The organism is Roseateles sp., from assembly GCF_039595595.1.
Classification (GTDB): Bacteria; Pseudomonadota; Gammaproteobacteria; order Burkholderiales; family Burkholderiaceae_C; genus Roseateles.
Genome location: NZ_JBCNLG010000009.1, coordinates 162354 through 179933 on the forward strand (window position 1 = coordinate 162354; position 17580 = coordinate 179933).

16 protein-coding genes and 1 tRNA gene are annotated in these 17580 nt (G+C 67.6%); 16 read left to right on the forward strand and 1 reads right to left on the reverse strand.

Translation table 11 applies throughout. The annotated features are described in order from the left end of the window. Positions 1–2 precede the first annotated feature (2 nt). The 11 genes from ABDW61_RS13620 to ABDW61_RS13670 all read left to right on the forward strand — a co-directional run bounded on the left by ABDW61_RS13620 (position 3) and on the right by ABDW61_RS13670 (position 11516). Positions 3–2198, forward strand: coding sequence for a TonB-dependent receptor (locus ABDW61_RS13620; protein ID WP_343639358.1), 2196 nt, complete (start codon positions 3–5; stop codon positions 2196–2198). Positions 2199–2269: 71 nt separating this feature from the next. Further along, entirely contained in the window at positions 2270–3352 is a 1083-nt protein-coding gene (locus ABDW61_RS13625) for a phospholipase (RefSeq protein WP_343639428.1), read from the forward strand. Positions 3353–3555: 203 nt separating this feature from the next. Continuing rightward, positions 3556–5481, forward strand: coding sequence for a threonine--tRNA ligase (thrS, locus tag ABDW61_RS13630; protein WP_343639360.1), 1926 nt, complete (start codon positions 3556–3558; stop codon positions 5479–5481). A gap of 68 nt (positions 5482–5549) precedes the next feature. Beyond that, entirely contained in the window at positions 5550–6095 is a 546-nt protein-coding gene (gene infC, locus ABDW61_RS13635; protein WP_279759897.1) for a translation initiation factor IF-3, read from the forward strand. Between the two features lie 151 nt (positions 6096–6246). Beyond that, positions 6247–6450, forward strand: coding sequence for a 50S ribosomal protein L35 (gene rpmI, locus ABDW61_RS13640; protein WP_067062292.1), 204 nt, complete (start codon positions 6247–6249; stop codon positions 6448–6450). A gap of 26 nt (positions 6451–6476) precedes the next feature. Then, positions 6477–6833: a 50S ribosomal protein L20 gene (gene rplT / locus ABDW61_RS13645; protein ID WP_058934277.1), complete on the forward strand. Its 357-nt coding sequence runs from the start codon at positions 6477–6479 to the stop codon at positions 6831–6833. A gap of 177 nt (positions 6834–7010) precedes the next feature. Continuing rightward, positions 7011–8048 carry a phenylalanine--tRNA ligase subunit alpha gene (locus tag ABDW61_RS13650; protein ID WP_343639361.1) on the forward strand — a complete coding sequence of 346 codons (1038 nt, stop codon included), beginning with the start codon at positions 7011–7013 and terminating at the stop codon, positions 8046–8048. Positions 8049–8087: 39 nt separating this feature from the next. Next, positions 8088–10511, forward strand: coding sequence for a phenylalanine--tRNA ligase subunit beta (gene pheT, locus ABDW61_RS13655; protein WP_343639362.1), 2424 nt, complete (start codon positions 8088–8090; stop codon positions 10509–10511). A gap of 20 nt (positions 10512–10531) precedes the next feature. Then, complete coding sequence (locus ABDW61_RS13660) at positions 10532–10897, forward strand: integration host factor subunit alpha (RefSeq protein ID WP_343639363.1); 366 nt, start codon at positions 10532–10534, stop codon at positions 10895–10897. A 40-nt stretch (positions 10898–10937) separates the two neighbouring features. Further along, positions 10938–11405: a MerR family transcriptional regulator gene (locus ABDW61_RS13665; protein WP_343639365.1), complete on the forward strand. Its 468-nt coding sequence runs from the start codon at positions 10938–10940 to the stop codon at positions 11403–11405. A 34-nt stretch (positions 11406–11439) separates the two neighbouring features. After that, positions 11440–11516 (forward strand) — tRNA-Pro (locus tag ABDW61_RS13670). Position 11517: 1 nt separating this feature from the next. On the opposite strand, the gene ABDW61_RS13675 is transcribed toward ABDW61_RS13670, so the two are convergent. Next, a complete protein-coding gene (locus ABDW61_RS13675; protein WP_343639366.1) occupies positions 11518–12771 on the reverse strand; it encodes an acyltransferase family protein in 1254 nt (417 codons plus the stop codon). Positions 12772–12887: 116 nt separating this feature from the next. On the opposite strand from ABDW61_RS13675, the gene ABDW61_RS13680 reads away from it, so the two are divergent. The 5 genes from ABDW61_RS13680 (at position 12888) to ABDW61_RS13700 (ending at position 17580) form a co-directional block, all read left to right on the forward strand. After that, a complete protein-coding gene (locus tag ABDW61_RS13680; RefSeq protein ID WP_343639368.1) occupies positions 12888–13826 on the forward strand; it encodes a LytTR family DNA-binding domain-containing protein in 939 nt (312 codons plus the stop codon). Positions 13827–13889: 63 nt separating this feature from the next. Next, a complete protein-coding gene (locus ABDW61_RS13685; RefSeq protein ID WP_343639369.1) occupies positions 13890–15047 on the forward strand; it encodes an ABC transporter permease in 1158 nt (385 codons plus the stop codon). Beyond that, the gene (locus ABDW61_RS13690; RefSeq protein ID WP_343639370.1) at positions 15044–15910 is read left to right on the forward strand and encodes an ATP-binding cassette domain-containing protein; all 867 of its coding nucleotides are present in this window, start codon (positions 15044–15046) and stop codon (positions 15908–15910) included. The genes ABDW61_RS13685 and ABDW61_RS13690 overlap by 4 nt, the downstream gene beginning before the upstream one ends. Before the next feature lie 60 nt (positions 15911–15970). Continuing rightward, positions 15971–16933, forward strand: coding sequence for an MlaD family protein (locus ABDW61_RS13695; protein ID WP_343639371.1), 963 nt, complete (start codon positions 15971–15973; stop codon positions 16931–16933). Beyond that, positions 16930–17580, forward strand: coding sequence for an ABC-type transport auxiliary lipoprotein family protein (locus ABDW61_RS13700; RefSeq protein ID WP_343639372.1), 651 nt, complete (start codon positions 16930–16932; stop codon positions 17578–17580). The genes ABDW61_RS13695 and ABDW61_RS13700 overlap by 4 nt, the downstream gene beginning before the upstream one ends.

The window sequence follows — 17580 nt, forward strand, 5'->3', positions numbered from 1 at the left end:
CCTTGAAGACCCACGCCATCGCCCGGGGCTGCGCCCTTGTCTGCCTGTCCGCGTCCGCGACCCTGCCGGCGGCCTTCGCGCAGGAGGGCCCGCCGGCGACCGGCGCCGAGCAGGGCAGCGGCCGCCGGCTTGATCGCGTCGAGATCAGCGGCCGCAACACCGACTCCGAGCTGCGCCGCCGCGCGCCGGTCGCCAAGCAGATCTATGGGCGCGAGGAGCTGGACCGCTATGGCGACACCAGCGTCGCCGACGTGCTCAAGCGCCTGCCCGGCGTGAACGTGTCGGACGGCGCGCCGCGCATGCGCGGCCTGGGTTCGGGCTACACGCTGATCCTGATCAACGGCGATCCGGCGCCTCCTGGCTTCAAGCTGGATCAGCTGGATCCCGCGCAGGTCGAGCGCATCGAGGTCACCAAGGGCCCGAGCGCGGACCAGAGCGCGCAGGCCGTGGCCGGCGCGATCAACATCATCCTCAAGGAAGCGCCGCGCGTGTCGCAGCGCGATCTGCGCCTGGGTGCCGGCTACAACATCAACCACCCGGTGCCGTCGGCCACCTTCACCTTCGGCGAGCGCTTCGGGCCGGTGTCGCTGTCGGTGCCCGTCTCCGCTTTCCAGTGGCTGCAGGAGATGCGCTCCTCGACCGAGCGCAACGGCACCGACCTGAACGACCAGCCGGTCGTCGCCGCCCAGCACGGCAAGATGCGCAACTGGGGGCACGCGTTCAACTCCGCGCCGCGCGCGACCTGGAAGATCAGCGACGACGAGAACGTGTCGCTGCAGGGCTTCGCGCAGAAGGGCTGGTGGAACAACGCCGTGCGCCTGGTGCCGGACGGCTCGTACAAGACCCCGCGCCTGGACGACGACAGCGACAACCAGGGCGTCTGGCAGATGCTGCGCGCCAACCTGCAATGGAACAACCGCTTCAGCGAGACGCAGAAGTGGGAGCTCAAGGCCGGCGCGCAGGATGCGAAGAACCACATCGAGAACCGCACGCTGAATCCGGTCGCGCCAGTGGATGCACTGATCGACAGCCGCGACCGCAGCCTCACCCAGGCCGGCAAGTACAGCCAGATCCTGGGCGACGAGCACACGGTGACGCTGGGCTGGGACCTGGAATTCCGCCAGCGTGACGAGATCCGCGACACCACCGTGGCCGGCGGCGAGCAACTGCCGGCGCTCAACGGCGAGAACTTCGGCGCGCGCATCCGCCGCCAGGCCTTCTTCATCCAGGACGAGTGGGAAATCAACCCGCAGTGGTCGACCTATTTCGGCCTGCGCCATGAGCGCATCGTCACCATCAGCCGCGGCGTCGCCACCGATGCGCGCAACAGCTCCGGCGTGCTGTCGCCGCTGTGGCACCTGACCTACAAGCTGGACCCCAAGGGGCGCGACATGATCCGCGCCAGCCTGACGCGCAGCTACAAGGCGCCGGAGTTGACGCAGATGCTGGGCCGCTACACGCTGAACAGCAAGTTCCCCGATCCCGCGCAAGCCAACGATGAGCTCAATCCCGACCGCGTCGGCAATCCGGGCCTCAAGCCCGAACTCGCCACCGGCCTGGACATCGCCTACGAGAAATACCTGAGCGGCGGCAGCCTCTTCAGCGTCGGCCTGTTCCACCGCAACATCAGCCAGCTCATCCGCAACGTCGTGACGCTGGATCCGGCGAGTGCGCTGGTGCCGGTGCCGCGCTACGTGATCCGCCCGATCAACTTCTCCAGCGCCATCACCAGTGGCATCGAGCTGGAGCTCAAGGGTCGCGCGGGGGAGCTGTTCCCGTCGCTGTTCGACGCCAAGACGCCGCTGAACCTGCGCAGCTCGTTCAGCGTCTACCGCTCGCGGGTCAAGGCCGTGTCCGGACCGGACAACCGCCTGGACCAGCAGCAACCGTGGACCGCCAACCTGGGCTTCGACTACCGCTTCAGCAGCGTGCCGGTCACCACGGGTGCCAACCTGAACTACACGCCGGTCTACACCGTGCGCCAGACCGACCGGCAGAGCGTCGAGTACTCGCGCAACCGCGGGCTGGACGTCTTCGCGCAGTGGGTGGTGAGCCCCAGGACCTCGGTCCGCTTCTCGGCCAATAATCTGTTCCCGCTCGACGCGCGGGCCGAGACCACGCTGGCCAATGGCGATTTCTACGCCACCGGGCGCAGCCTCAAACCCTGGTTCCAGCTGAACCTGGAGATGAAGCTCTGACCCTGAACGCCAGGTGAGGAGCGGCCGGCCGCGCCGCAGGCCTTTTCCCTCATGAAAGGATGACCCGCCCGATGCAGGCCTTGCAGATCCTCGCCGGACCCCGCGCGCGTCAGCGGCTGCGCGACCACGGCCTGCGCGCCGCCGACGTGCGCGCCGTGCCCGGCGCCGCCGGCGGCCCGAAAGGGCTGATCCTCAGCGCGCTCGACGCCCACCTGTTCGGGGAGTTCCTCCCCTCCGGCGGTCAGGAGGTGCATCTGCTCGGCGCCTCGATTGGCGCCTGGCGCATGGCCACCGCCTGCCTGACCCGCGACGCCGCGCAGGCGCGCGCGGAGTTCGAGCGCCTCGCCCACGACTACGCCCACCAGGACTACCAGTCCGAGCCCGGCAAGCGCCCCACCGCGGCGACGGTCTCGCGCGCGTTCTCCGGCAAGCTCGCCGAGATCTTCGGCGGCCGCGAGGCCGAGGTGCTGTCGCATCCGCAGTTCCGGCTGCATGTGTTCACCTCGCGCGGCAAGCATGTGCTGCGCAGGGAAGGGCGGCTGCGCACGCCGCTGGGCTATCTCGGCGCCTTCGCCGCCAACGCGATGTCGCGCCGCGCCATGGGCGCGTGGCTCGAACGGGTGGTGTTCTCCGACCGGCGCTCGCCGCTGCCGATGCCGCTGGCCGACTATCGCAGCCATCAGGTCGCGCTGGACGCGGGCAACCTCAAACCCAGCCTGCTGGCGAGCTGTTCCATCCCGTTCTGGCTCCAGGCCGTGCACGACATCGAAGGCGCGCCCGCCGGCGCCTACTGGGATGGCGGCATCACCGACTACCACCTGCATCTGAACTACGCGGCAATGGTCGGCGATGGCATCGCGCTGTATCCGCATTTCCAGTCGAGCGTGATTCCCGGATGGCTGGACAAGGCGCTCAAGCACCGGCACCGCACCAGCGCCTTCCTCGACAACGTCGTGCTGCTGACGCCGAACCCCGCGTGGGTGAAGACGCTGCCGGGTGGCAAGCTGCCGGACCGCAACGACTTCCAGCGCTACCTGAACGACGTGCCCGGCCGCGCCCGCGACTGGCTGCGCGCCGTGCGCGAGGGCGAGCGGCTGCGCGACGAATTCCAGGAGGCCTGCGCGCGGCCCTCGCTCGACATCCAGGCGCTCTGAGCTACACTGAGCGCTTCATTTTCTTTTTCCAACAAGGACCGGGAAAGGCGAATTGGTTATGACACCGCGGACTACCACCTCCTCTGCGAAGGTTTGAGCGGCCGCGGCTCGTCACGTCTTTTCATCAGCTGTCCGGAAAAAGTCAGCACCCCAGAAGAAGCGCGGCAAGTGGCCGCGCTTTTTTGTTTCTGGAGCACACGAACATGTCGAACATTTCCATCCAATTGCCCGACGGCTCGAAGCGCGAGTTCCCGCAGCCGGTGACGGTGGCCGAGGTCGCCGCCTCGATCGGCACGGGCCTGGCCAAGGCCGCGCTGGCCGGCCGCGTCGGCGCGGGCGAGAACGCCCGGCTCGTCGACACGAGCTTCCTCATCGACCAGGACACGCAGCTGGCCATCGTCACGGACAAGGATCCGGACGGCCTGGAGGTGATCCGTCACTCGACGGCTCACCTGCTGGCCTACGCGGTCAAGGAGCTGTTCCCCGAGGCCCAGGTCACGATCGGTCCGGTCATCGAGCACGGCTTCTATTACGACTTCTCCTACAAGCGTCCCTTCACGCCCGAGGACCTCGCGGCGATCGAGGCCAAGATGGCCGAGCTCGCGAAGAAGGACGAGAAGGTGGTGCGCTCGGTGCTGCCGCGCGACGAGGCAGTGCAGTACTTCAAGGGCATCGGCGAGGCCTACAAGGCCGAGATCATCGAGAGCATCCCGGCCGACCAGGACGTGTCGCTCTACGCCGAGGGCGGCTTCACCGACCTGTGCCGCGGCCCGCACGTGCCCTCCACGGGCAAGCTCAAGTTCTTCAAGCTGATGAAGGTGGCGGGCGCCTACTGGCGCGGCGACCACCGCAATGAACAGCTGCAGCGCATCTACGGCACGGCCTGGGCGACGAAGGACGACCTGGCCAATTACCTGCGCATGCTCGAGGAAGCCGAGAAGCGCGACCATCGCAAGCTCGGCAAGGACCTGGAGCTGTTCCACATCGACGAGCACGCGCCGGGCGTGGTCTTCTGGCATCCCAAGGGCTGGACGGTGTGGCAGGAAGTCGAGCAGTACATGCGCCGCGTGTACCGCGACAACGGCTATCAGGAAGTCAAGGGCCCGCAGTTGCTGGACAAGACGCTGTGGGAGGCCACGGGCCACTGGGACAAGTACCGCGACAACATGTTCACGACGGAATCGGAAAAGCGCGATTACGCGCTCAAGCCGATGAACTGTCCCGGCCACATCCTGATCTTCAAGCACGGCATCAAGAGCTACCGCGACCTGCCGCTGCGCTTCGGCGAGTTCGGCCAGTGCCACCGCAACGAGCCCACGGGCGGGCTGCACGGGATCATGCGTGTGCGCGGCTTCACGCAGGACGACGGCCACATCTTCTGCACGGAAGACCAGATCCTGGCCGAGTGCGTGGCGTACACGGCCCTTCTGCAGAAGGTCTACAAGGACTTCGGCTTCGAGAACATCATCTACAAGGTCGCGACGCGCCCCGATGCGCGCATCGGCTCCGATGAAGTCTGGGACAAGGCCGAGTTCGCGCTGATGGAGTCGCTGCGGGCCTCCGGCGTGGAATTCATCATCGCCCCGGGCGATGGCGCCTTCTACGGTCCGAAGATCGAATACACCCTCAAGGACGCGATCGGCCGCCAATGGCAGTGCGGCACGATGCAGGTCGACTTCTCGATGCCGGGACGGCTGGGCGCCGAGTACGTCGGCGAGGACGGCGAACGCAGGACGCCCGTGATGCTGCATCGCGCGATCGTCGGCAGCCTGGAGCGTTTCATCGGCATCCTGATCGAGCAACACGCTGGCGCGTTGCCCGTTTGGCTGGCGCCGACGCAGGTCGTTGTCGCGAATATCACCGACGCCCAGGCGGATTACGTTTCCGACATTGTGAAATCGCTGCAAAAACAAGGGCTTAGGGTCCAGGCGGATTTGCGCAATGAAAAAATCACGTATAAAATCCGCGAGCATTCGCTGCAAAAAGTGCCGTTCATCCTCGTCGTCGGCGACAAGGAAAAGGCGAACGGCGCGGTTGCAGTACGCGCCCGAGGCAACCAGGATCTGGGTGTGATGTCGCTGGAGGACTTCGTGTCGAAGCTCTCGCAAGCCATCGCGGACAAGACCTGAGTCGGGCGCTTTTTGCGTTGCATTGATCACTTCGGCTCCTTGCCAGGGCCTGTCGAAAGGTAACCACCATCGCTACTTTTGCTGACCGTCGTGCGATTCCGGAGCGCAAGCACCGCCTGAACCGCGAAATCACCGCTTCCGAAGTCCGTCTGAATGGCCCGGAGAACGAGCCGATCGGCATCGTCTCGATCCAGGAAGCGCTCCGGATGGCCGGTGACCTGGACGTCGATCTGGTTGAAATTGCCGCCACGGCCGTCCCGCCGGTGTGCCGCCTGATGGACTACGGCAAGTTCAAATACCAGGAGCAGAAGCGCGCGGCGGAAGCCAAGTCCAAGCAGAAGGTCATCGAGGTCAAGGAAGTCAAGTTCCGTCCGGGCACGGACGAAGGCGACTACCAGATCAAGATGCGCAACCTGCGCCGCTTCATCGCGGAGGACGGCGACAAGGGCAAAGTCACGCTGCGCTACCGCGGCCGCGAGATCACCCACCAGGACATCGGCATGCGCATGCTCGAACGCATCCGCGATGAACTGGCGGACGTGGCGGTGGTGGAGCACATGCCCAAGCTCGAGGGTCGTCAGATGATCATGGTGCTGGCGCCGAAGAAGCGCTGAGCATCTGCGAGAATCGCGGCGGGGCCGGAAGGCCCCGTCTCAGTTTCAGCCCGCCGATCTGGTCGTCGGCGGGCTTATTAGTCTCCTGCAGGCCAATCAAGTACTCCGGAGCCCGGGGTCGCCTGGAGGGACGCACATAGAAGGAGCAGTCATGCCCAAGATGAAGACCAAGAGCAGCGCGAAAAAGCGTTTTCGCGTTCGTCCGGGTGGTACCGTCAAGCGCGGTCAGGCGTTCAAGCGCCACATCCTGACCAAGAAGACCACGAAGAACAAGCGCCATCTGCGTGGCGCCACGACCGTGCATGAGACCAACATGGGCCACATCGCCGCGATGCTGCCCTCCGCTGGTCTGTAATCCAGCTGTAGACAAGGAGATACAACATGCCTCGCGTCAAACGTGGTGTTACCGCACGTGCTCGTCACAAGAAGGTCCTGGCTCTGGCCAAGGGCTTCCGTGGTCGTCGCAAGAACGTCTTCCGCATCGCCAAGCAGGCGGTGATGAAGGCGGGCCAGTACGCCTACCGTGACCGCCGTGCCAAGAAGCGCGTGTTCCGCCAGCTGTGGATTGCCCGTATCAACGCGGCGAGCCGTGGCCTGGGTCTGAGCTACAGCAAGTTCGTGGCCGGCCTGAAGAAGGCCCAGATCGACATCGACCGCAAGGTCCTGGCCGATCTCGCCGTCAACGATCCTGCTGGTTTTGCCAGCATCTTCGCCAAGGTGAAGGCCGCTCTGGCTTAATGCCATCGTCCGCTCGCGGGTGCTCGCCCGCGGTGGACCGGCCGCTTCGGCTTGCCGAGGCGGCCCTCTTTGAAGGCCGGCACCTGGGTGTCCGGCCTTTTTTCATTCCGGAGCGGTGGTGCGATGTTCGCCATTCGCCACCATTTCTGCCCGCCAACGACTCCCAGTCGCCCCGCGATGAACGACCTCGATCAACTGCTGCAACAGGCCACCGGCGATTTCGCCGCCGCCACGACTCCCGCTGACCTGGAGAACGCCAAGGCCCGCTTCCTGGGCAAGACCGGCCGGGTCACCGAGCTGATGAAGGGCATGGCCGCGCTGTCCGTCGAGGAGAAGAAGACCCGCGGCGCGCAGATCAACCAGCTCAAGCAGGGCATCGAAGCGGCGCTGACCGCGCGCCGGCAGGCGCTGGCCGATGCGGAACTCGAGAAGCAACTCAAGGCCGAGGCCCTGGACGTGACGCTGCCTGGCCGCCAGCGCGGCACCGGCGGCCTGCATCCGATCACGCGCGCGATGGAGCGTATCGAGGCCATCTTCGGCTCGATGGGCTTCGACGTGGCCGATGGTCCGGAGATCGAGAACGACTGGTTCAACTTCACCGCGCTGAACACGCCGGAAGATCATCCGGCGCGCTCGATGCATGACACCTTCTACATCGAAGGGGGTCACGTCTTGCGCACGCACACCAGCCCGATGCAGATCCGCTACGCGGTGCAGCACGTCAAGAAGCATCGCGCGCTGATCGACGCTGGCCAGCCGATGCCCGAGATCCGCGTGATCGCGCCGGGCCGCACCTACCGTGTGGACAGCGACGCGACGCATTCGCCGATGTTCCACCAGGTCGAGGGCCTGTGGGTCGGCGAGAACATCAGCTTCAAGGACCTCAAGTCCGTCTACGTGAACTTCATGCAGCAGTTCTTCGAGACGACGGACATGGAGATCCGTTTCCGCCCCAGCTATTTCCCGTTCACCGAGCCCAGCGCCGAGATCGACATGATGTTCGGCTCCGGCCCCCTGAAGGGCCGTTGGCTGGAGGTGTCGGGCTCGGGCCAGGTGCACCCGCAGGTGATCCGCAACATGGGCCTCGATCCCGAGCGCTACATCGGCTTCGCCTTCGGCTCGGGCATCGACCGCCTGGCCATGCTGCGCTACGGCGTGGGCGACCTGCGCCTGTTCTTCGACGGCGACCTGCGCTTCCTGTCGCAGTTCAAGTAAGCCCATCCGGTCGTCGCCTAAAGAGCAAGAGAGAAACACATGCAATTCCCTGAGAGCTGGCTGCGGGCCTTCTGCAATCCCGCGCTGAACACGCAAGAACTGGCTGAGCTGCTGACGATGTCCGGCCTGGAGGTCGAAGAGCTGCGCCCGGTGGCGCCGCCGTTTCACGGCATCGTCGTGGCGGAGATCGTCGAGGCGGCGCAGCATCCCGACGCCGACCGCCTGCGCGTGTGCAAGGTCAACGCGGGCGGCCCCGAGCTTCTGCAGATCGTCTGCGGCGCGCCGAATGCGCGCGCCGGTATCCGCGTGCCACTGGCCACGATCGGCGCCGAGCTACCCCCGGGCGAGGACGGCAAGCCCTTCAAGATCGGCAAGGGCAAGCTGCGCGGCGTCGAGAGCTTCGGCATGCTGTGCTCGGCGCGCGAACTGAAACTGTCCGAGGACCATGGCGGCCTGCTCGAACTGGCCGCGGATGCGCCCCTGGGCGAGGACATCCGCAAGCATCTGAACCTGGACGACACGCTGTTCACGCTGAAGCTGACGCCGAACCTGGCGCACGCGCTGAGCGTCTACGGCATCGCCCGTGAAGTGGCCGCGCTGACCGGCGCGCCGCTGATCGCGCCGGAGATCGCGCCCGCCGCCGTTGGCAACGACGCGAAGCTGCCGGTGCGCATCGAGGCGCCAGACCTGTGCGGCCGCTTCTCGGGCCGCGTGATCCGCAACGTCGACACGAAGGCCAAGACCCCGCAGTGGATGGTCGATCGCCTGGCCCGCTGCGGTCAGCGCCCGGTGTCGCCGCTGGTCGATATCTCGAACTACGTGATGTTCGAACTGGGCCGCCCGTCCCACATCTTCGACCTCGACAAGATCCACGGCGAGCTGATCGTGCGCTGGGGCAAGAAGGGGGAACAACTCAAGCTGCTCAACGGCAACACCATCGAGGTCGACGAGCAGGTGGGCGTGATCGCCGATCGCGAGCAGGTCGAGTCGCTGGCCGGCATCATGGGCGGCGACACCACGGCCGTCTCCGACGACACGAAGCACATCTATGTCGAGGCCGCGTTCTGGTGGCCGAAGGCGGTGATGGGGCGCTCGCGCCGCTACAACTTCTCGACCGACGCCGGCCACCGCTTCGAGCGCGGTGTCGATCCGGCCGGCACTGTCGATCACATCGAGCGCATCACGCAGTTGATCCTGGCGATCTGCGGCGGCCCGGAAACGACTTGCGGTCCGATGGACGACCAGACCACGCAGTTGCCCGAGCGCAAGCCGGTCGCGCTGCGCGTCGAGCGCGCCGCCAAGGTGATCGGCATGCCGGTCACGCAGGCCGACTGCGAAGGCGTGTTCAAGCGCCTGGGCCTGGCGTTCACGTCGGCGCCGGGCGTGATCACGGTGACGCCGCCGTCCTTCCGCTTCGACCTGCAGATCGAGGAAGACCTGATCGAGGAAGTCATCCGCGTCCTGGGCTATCCGAAGCTGCCGTCGACGCCGCCGCTGGCGCCGGTGGTCGGCAAGGTGCGCAGCGAGTCGCGCCGCGCCACGCACGCGCTGCGTCATGCAATGGCCGGCCTGGGCTACTTCGAGACCATCAACTTCAGCTTCGTCGAGGCGCGCTGGGAGCAGGAGCTCGCCGGCAACGCCAACCCGATCCAGCTGCTGAACCCGATCGCCGCGCCGCTGGCGGTCATGCGCACCTCGCTGCTGGGCTCGCTGATCCAGGTCTTGCGCCACAACCTGGCGCGCAAGGCGCCGCGCGCGCGCGTGTTCGAGATCGGCCGCGTGTTCCTGCGCGACGCCTCGGTGCAGGAAAGCGACACGACCATTGCGGGCATCGCTCAGCCGATGCGCCTGGCCGGCCTGGCCTGGGGCCCGGCGGACCAGCAGCAATGGGCGCAGAAGGATCGCGCCGTCGACTTCTTCGACGTCAAGGGCGACCTGGAAGCGCTGTTCGCGCCGCGCGCGCTGAGCTTCGAGGCCGCCGCTCATCCGGCGCTGCATCCGGGCCGCAGTGCTCGCGTGCTGCTGGACGGCGTCGAGATCGGCGTGATCGGCGAACTGCATCCGAAGTGGCGCCAAGGCTACGAACTGCCGTCGGCGCCGGTGCTGTTCGAGCTGTCGCTGGACGCGGTGCTGGCGCGCACCCTGCCGCAGGGTCAGGGCGTGCCCCGGCTGCAGGCGGTGCAACGCGATCTGGCGCTGATCGTCAATGAGCAGGTGACCTATGCCTCCCTCATGCGGGCGATCGAATCCAGCGGCGAAGCCCTGGTACGCTCTGCGCGTTTGTTCGACGTCTTCAAGCCCGCCCAGCCGACGGCGGAGCTGCAGGCGGGCGAACGCAGCCTGGCCGTGCGCCTGGAGCTGCTCGATGACGAGAACACGCTGACCGACGAACGCATCGAGCAGGCGGTGGCGAAGGTGGTGACGGCGCTGGGCGAACGCCTTGGCGCGCGCCTGCGGGGCTGAAGGGGGAGGGGAGGACATCCATGAACGATGACGATCTGAAGGAGCAGGCGCGCGTGCTGCTCGGCAGCCTGGAGACGCCCACGCTGACCAAGGCCGAGCTGGCGGAGCTGCTGTTTGACAAGCTCGGCCTGAACAAGCGCGAGTCCAAGGACATGGTCGAGGCCTTCTTCGACATCATTCATCAGAGCCTGTCCAGCGGCCGCGAGGTGAAGCTGTCGGGCTTCGGCAACTTCAACATCCGGCGCAAGGCGCCCAGACCAGGCCGCAACCCGCGCACCGGCGAAGCGATCCCCATCAAGGCGCGCAACGTCGTGACGTTTCATGCGAGTCACAAATTGAAAGAAGCCGTCCAAGGCAACACGCCTTCGACGGGGGACTTCGAGTAGAGTCTGACCCTTCCCGCCGCCGCCGGAGCCGTTGATCCCCATGGACGCCCAGCTTCCCGCCATCCCTGCCAAGCGCTACTTCACGATCGGTGAAGTGAGCGAGCTGTGCGGCGTGAAGCCGTATGTGCTGCGGTATTGGGAGCAGGAGTTCACCCAGCTCAAGCCGATGAAGCGGCGCGGCAATCGCCGCTACTACCAGCACCATGAAGTGCTGCTGATCCGCCGCATCCGCGACCTGCTCTACGACCAGGGGTTCACGATCAGCGGCGCGCGCAATCAGCTGATCGATGCGGTCCATGCGGGCGCGGCGTCGAGCGCGCAGGAATTCCGTGCCGAGGCGATTGCCGCGGCCCATCTTGATTCGTTCCGTGATCGCCGCGAAGCCGCACGCGCCTTGGCGGCGGATGTGGCCGATGGCGCGGCGCACACCAGCGTGACGCTGGAGAAGCTGACGCTGGAGCAGGTCCGGGACGAGTTGTTGTCGATTCGAGAGAGTTTGCTTGCCTGAGCGCAGAAATTGCGTATAGAATCTGAGGCTTCGTCGGGGTGTAGCGCAGCCTGGTAGCGCACTTGCATGGGGTGCAAGGGGTCGCGAGTTCGAATCCCGCCACCCCGACCATTTAATAAGAAGAACCAAGAAGCCCGGTACCGCAAGGTGCCGGGCTTTTTGCTTTGGGCCCAAGACCCATCCACGGGCGCAGCACGTCGACACGCATTGCCACCCAGGCGGCGACCAGGCAGGCCACCGCGGTGACCGCGACCAGTGTGGCGGCCTCGAGGGCCAGCGGCCACTGCAGCGGCGCGAGCAGATGGCCGGCGAGGACCGTCACCGTCTGGTGGACGATGTAGAACGGAAACACCGCGAGCGTCAGCCACCGCAACGCCCGCGAGTCCCGGCCAGCGAGCCACTGCCGTCCGAATCCGAGCGCCGCGACGATCGGCGGCCACTGTTTGCCCGCATTGAGCGCGCGCATCGCCATCAGCAGCCAGTCCGGAAAATCATCGCCGTGTCCGGCGCGCCAGCCGTCGGCGATCCCTTGCGACGCCAACTGGACGGCAACGTAGCCGGCCAGCGCGACCCAGCGCATCCGGCGCGCGGCCTCCCACGCCCCGTGGCGGTCGTCGCGAGTCCCGAACAACGCGAATCCGAGCGCGAACATCGCGCCGTAGAGCGCGTGCTGGTACCAGTCGTGGACGAGGTCATGCGTGCTGGGGAAGCGGTCGAGCAGATGCTGGCGCAGCAACGCGAACAGCAGCCAAGGCACCCACAGCAGCCGCCCGCCGGCCACGAGGCGCCGCCAGCCCGCGTGCCCGAAGCCCGCGCGCACGGCGGGCAGCGTCAACGCCGCCAGCACGATGGCGGTATAGGCCCACAGATAGGGAAGAAACCAAAGGTGGTTCCAGGTCGGCAGGACCAGACAGTCCTTGCCGCGGCAGAAGCCGTGATAGCCCTGGAAGTAGAGCTTCAGGAAGTCAAGGTAGCTGCCGCCGTAATGGAGCTTCTCGACCACTTCCAGATAGGACTGCGGTGGCACGATCACCGCCATCCCGAACAGCAGCGGCAGCAGCAGCCGCTTGCTGCGCGTGGCCAGCAGCGCGCCGGGGCGTTCCAGGCGCCCGGCCATCAACGCGGTGGCGGCGCCGGAGATCAGGAACAGCAGCGACATCCGCCAGGGGTTCAGCCATTGCATCCAGGCTTCGAGCGCCGGGAGGAGCCGCGGCGATTTCACGTGCCAGTCCCAGCTCACGTAGAACATGCCGGAGTGGTACAGGATCAGCAGCCCGAAGGCGAGCACCCGCAGCCAGTCCAGTTCGGTGAGACGGGACGCGCCGGGCGCGGCGCGGGCGTGGGAAGAGGCGGTGGTGGCATTCATGGGGCTGGAGCATCGGCGCACGCCCTCCGCCAGAGGGAGGAATGTGACGAGCCGCCCCCGCGCGGTGACGACCCGCCCCGTCCTCGGGTCGTCCCGCGCCCCTACACTGCGCCGCCATGACCGAGGACAAATGGCTGGGGATCTACCTGAAGCATCGGCGCTGGATCGAGCGCGCGGCCTGGGCCGCGTTGCTGATCGGCTCGGCCGTTGCCAACACGATCACGGTCAACCTCGACCTGCGCCGCGCGCGGCTGCCGTTCGACATCTGGGAGCCCGCTGTCTGGGAGTTCTCCAGCGCGCTGGCCTGGATGGCCCTGATCCCGCTGCTGGTGCGGGCCGCCGACACCAAGCCCTTGCGCTGGGGCCTGCTGCGCCGCCATCTGCCCTGGCACCTGCTGTTCGCGCTGGCGACCAGCCTGGCGCATGTGCTGGGCATGGTCGCGCTGCGCAAGCTCGCCTACGCGGCGCAAGGCGCCCGCTACGACTTCGGCAACTGGCCGCTGGAGCTGTTCTATGAAGCGCTGAAGGATGTCCGCAGCTACGCGTTCATCCTGCTGATCGTCGGCGCGTACCGGCTATTCGTCTGGCGCTGGCAGGGCGAGGCGAGCGTGCTGGCCGAGCCGCCGGCCCCGCTGGAGCCGCCCGCGCCATCCACGCCACCCGCGCTGGCGCCGTCCGGCGTTCCGGCGCCGGAACGGGTCGAGCCCGACCTCCCCGATTCCCCGAACCGCCCCGAGCGCCTGCTGGTAAAGAAACTTGGCAAGGAATTCCTGCTGCCGGTGGAGGAGATCGAATGGGTGCAGGCCTGCGGCAATTACGTCAACCTGCACCGCCAGCAGCATGACTATCCGCTGCGCAGCAGCCTGAGCGCTTTCGAGCAGCGGCTGGATCCGGCGGCGTTCGTGCGCGTTCACCGCGGTTACCTGGTGCGGCTGAGCCTGATCGCCACGATCGAGCCCACCGAGGCCGGCGATGCCCACCTGCGCCTGCGCGACGGCAGCCGCTTGCCGTGCAGCCGCACCTACCTGGAGCGCCTGCGACAGCGTCTTGTCTGACTGGGCGAACTCCTGCACGCCGGATTCACTGAAGCCGCCGCGCGCGGCTATGCTCTGACCCCAATGGACGCCCCCCTGGACACCCGACCCTCGGCCGATCCGTCGCCGCGCCTGCTGCGCGAATCCGGCGAGGGCGGCCGCCTGCGGGCGCGGCTGGAGGGCGACTGGACGCTGCTGGCGCTGCGCGAGCGCGTCGAGGCCCTGCGCGGCGAGCTCGGCGAGGTGCCGACCGCCAACGTGTCCTGGGACCTGAGCGCGGTGCGCCGGCTCGATCCGACCGGCGCGCTGCTGCTGTGGCAGGCCTGGGGCCGCCGCCAGCCGGACGACCTGCGCTGGCCGCCCGCGCCGCTGGCCGACATGTTCCAGGCGCTGTTCTCCCGCCTGGGCAGCAAACAGGGCAAGCCGGCGAAGCCGCCGCGCGCGCAGAACGTGCGCCAGTTCGGCCAGGGCCTGCTGAACCTGGCCGGCCACCTGCTCGACGCCACCGCGCTGCTCGGTCAGGTGGTGCGCGACCTCGGCACGCTGGCGCGCCACCCGGCGCTGATCGCGTGGAAGGACATCTCGGCCCACATCTATCGCAGCGGCGCGCAGGCGCTGGGCATCACGGCGCTGGTGGGCGTGCTGGTGGGCATCACGCTGTCCTACCTGACCGCCAAGCAGCTGCAGAGCTATGGCGCCGACATCTACGTCATCAACATCCTGGGCATCAGCGTCTGGCGCGAGCTCGGCCCGCTGCTCGCCGCGATCCTGGTCGCCGGCCGCAGCGGCTCGGCGATGACCGCGCAGCTCGGTGTGATGCGGGTGACGCAGGAGCTCGACGCGCTCTCGGTGATGGGCATCTCGCACACCATCCGGCTGGTGCTGCCCAAGATGGTGGCCTTGTCCCTGTCGCTGCCGCTGGTGATGACCTGGACCAGCAGCATGGTGCTGCTCGGCGGCATGATTGCCGCCAGAGCCACGCTCGGCCTCGAGTACGTCCAGTTCCTGCAGGGGCTGCCCGCCGCGGTGCCGGTGGCCAATCTGTGGCTGGGACTGTCGAAGTCGGCGGTGTTCGGGCTGCTGATCGCGTTCGTCGCCTGCCATTTCGGGCTGCGCATCAAGCCCAACAGCGAAAGCCTGGGGACCGGCACCACCGCGTCGGTGGTGGCGTCGATCACCGTGGTCATCATCGTCGACGCGATCTTCGCGGTGATGTTCTCCGACGTGGGGTTGAAGTCATGAGCGACTGCATCGAACCGGACCCGGCCGCGGCCGTCGAGGCCCTGGAGGTCCATCCCGGCGAGCCGGTGATCGAGGTGCGTCATGTCGGCACCGTGCTGGGTGGCGTGCGCATCCACAAGGACCTCAACCTGGAGGTCACCGCCGGTGAGGTGCTGGGCATCATCGGCGGCTCGGGCAGCGGCAAGACGACGCTGCTGCGCCTGATGCTGGGCCTGGAGCGCCCCAGCGAGGGCGAGGTCCTGATCTTCGGCCACAAGCTGGGCAAGTGCGAGGCCACCGATCTGGCGCAGGTGCGCCACCGCTGGGGCGTGCTGTTCCAGCAGGGGGCGCTGTTCTCGGCGCTGACGGTGTTCGACAACATCGCGCTGCCGCTGCGCGAGCTCAAGAGCCTGCCCAAGGATCTGATCGCGGAGCTGGTGATGACCAAGCTGCAGCAGGTCGGGCTGAAGCCGGAGGACGGCATCAAGATGCCGGCCGAGCTCTCCGGCGGCATGATCAAGCGGGTGTCGCTGGCGCGGTCGCTGATCATGGATCCGCAATTGCTGTTCCTGGACGAGCCGACGGCAGGCCTCGATCCCGCGAGCTCGAAAGGCTTCGTGCAGCTGATCGAGAGCCTCAAGCGCGAGATGGCGCTGACCGTGGTGATGGTCACGCACGACGTGGACACGCTGTTCGCGATCGCCGACCGCGTGGCGGTGCTGGCGGATCAGCACCTGATCGCGCATGGCCCGCTGGAGGTGGTGGTGAAGCAGCAGCATCCGTTCATCCGCAACTTCTTCCTCGGCCACGCGGACCGCTGCGCCGGCGACAACCTGCGCCACTACCGCGACGCGCTGCATCACCGCGACGAACTGCCGGCCTGAGCGCCGGGGCGCATCAGCGGCACACGACCAGAGCGACAAGAAAGGACTTCGAGCGAGCCCATGGAAAACAAGGCACATGCATTGGCCACCGGCCTGTTCGTGCTGCTGCTCGGCGCGGCGCTGGTGGCGGTGATCCTGTGGTTCCGCGACGACCGCGGCGACACGCAGAGCTTCACCGTCGTGACGCGCGCCGGCGTGCCCGGACTGAACGTCAAGGCGCCGGTGAAGCTGCGCGGCGTGCAGGTGGGCAAGGTGGACGCGATCCGCTTCGATCCGGCGGAGCCCAAGCAGATCCTGGTCGACATCGAGGTCGACGCCGACGCGCCGATCGCCGCCGGCACCACCGCCAAGCTCGGCTACCAGGGCATCACGGGGCTGTCGTTCATCGACCTGTACGACGGCCCCGAGCCCGGCGATCCGAAGCAGAGCGTGCTGACGACGCGGCGCATCGCGCTGGCGCCGTCCTTCTTCGACCAGTTGCAGGATGTGGGCCCCAAGCTGGCCGCGAGCGCGCTGCAGACGATGGAGCGCATCCAGCGCGTGCTCAGCGACAGCAACCAGCAGCAACTGAGTCAGACGCTGGTGCAACTGAACCAGGCCTCGGCCGGGCTCAACGAGCTGGTGCACGAGCTGCGGCCGACCGCGCAGGCGCTGCCCTCGCTGCTGAAGAACGCCGATGGACTGGTCATCGCCGGACGGCAGACGCTGGGCAACGTCGATACGCTGGCGAAGCAGGGCGGCGAGCTGGTGGAGGAATACAAGGGCAAGGCCGTGGCGATCGATCAACTCGGCGACGCGGCTGTGCAGCTGCAGCGCACGCTGCGCCGGGTGGAGCTGTCGCTGGTGGGCTCGACCGACAAGCCGCGCCAGCGCGCGGTGCTCGACGACTTGTCGCAGGCCGCTCGCGCGCTGGAGCGCGCCGCGCAACGCATCGGCGATCAGCCGCAGAGTCTGATCCTCGGCCCGAAACCCGGCGAGCCGGGGCCCGGCGAATCGGGCTTCGACGCGAGAGCGAAACAATGAACGACGACCTCCACCTCCCCCGTACCGGCAGCGTGCGGCGCGTTCTGACGATAGCCGCGCTGGCGGTCACCGCTGCGCTGGCCAGCGGCTGCGGCAGCCGCGGCCCGGCGCCCACGCAGATGGATCTCGGACCCGCCGCGGCCTGGCCGTCGCAGGTGACGCTCGCCCGGCGCGTCGACCTGCAGGCGGTGAGCGCGCCCGAAACCCTGCAGGGCACCGGCATCGTCTACCGGCTCAGCGACTCGGACCCGTACGCACGGCGCGCCTACCGCGATTCCCGCTGGGCGGCGCCGCTCCCGGTGCTGGTCGGCGCGCGGCTGAGGCAGCAGATCGCCCGCGCGCCGGTGGCACCGACAGCGGCGGGCGCGGAGCCTATGGCGCCGATTGGCGTCACGCTGGAACTGGAGGAATGCCTGCAGAACTTCAGCAGCGCGTCGCGCAGCGAAGTGCAAGTGCGCGTGATGGCGACGGCCGAGGACGGCACGCAGCGCGCTTTCGACCGCACCGAGCCTTCGGGCGCGAACGCCGAAGGCGCCGTCAAGGCGACGGCGGCGGCGGTCGATGCGCTGGGTCCGGAGATCGCGGCCTGGGCCGCGACGCTGTCGCCGCGCGACACGGCGCGGCCGCCCGGTCGCGGCCGGCGCTGA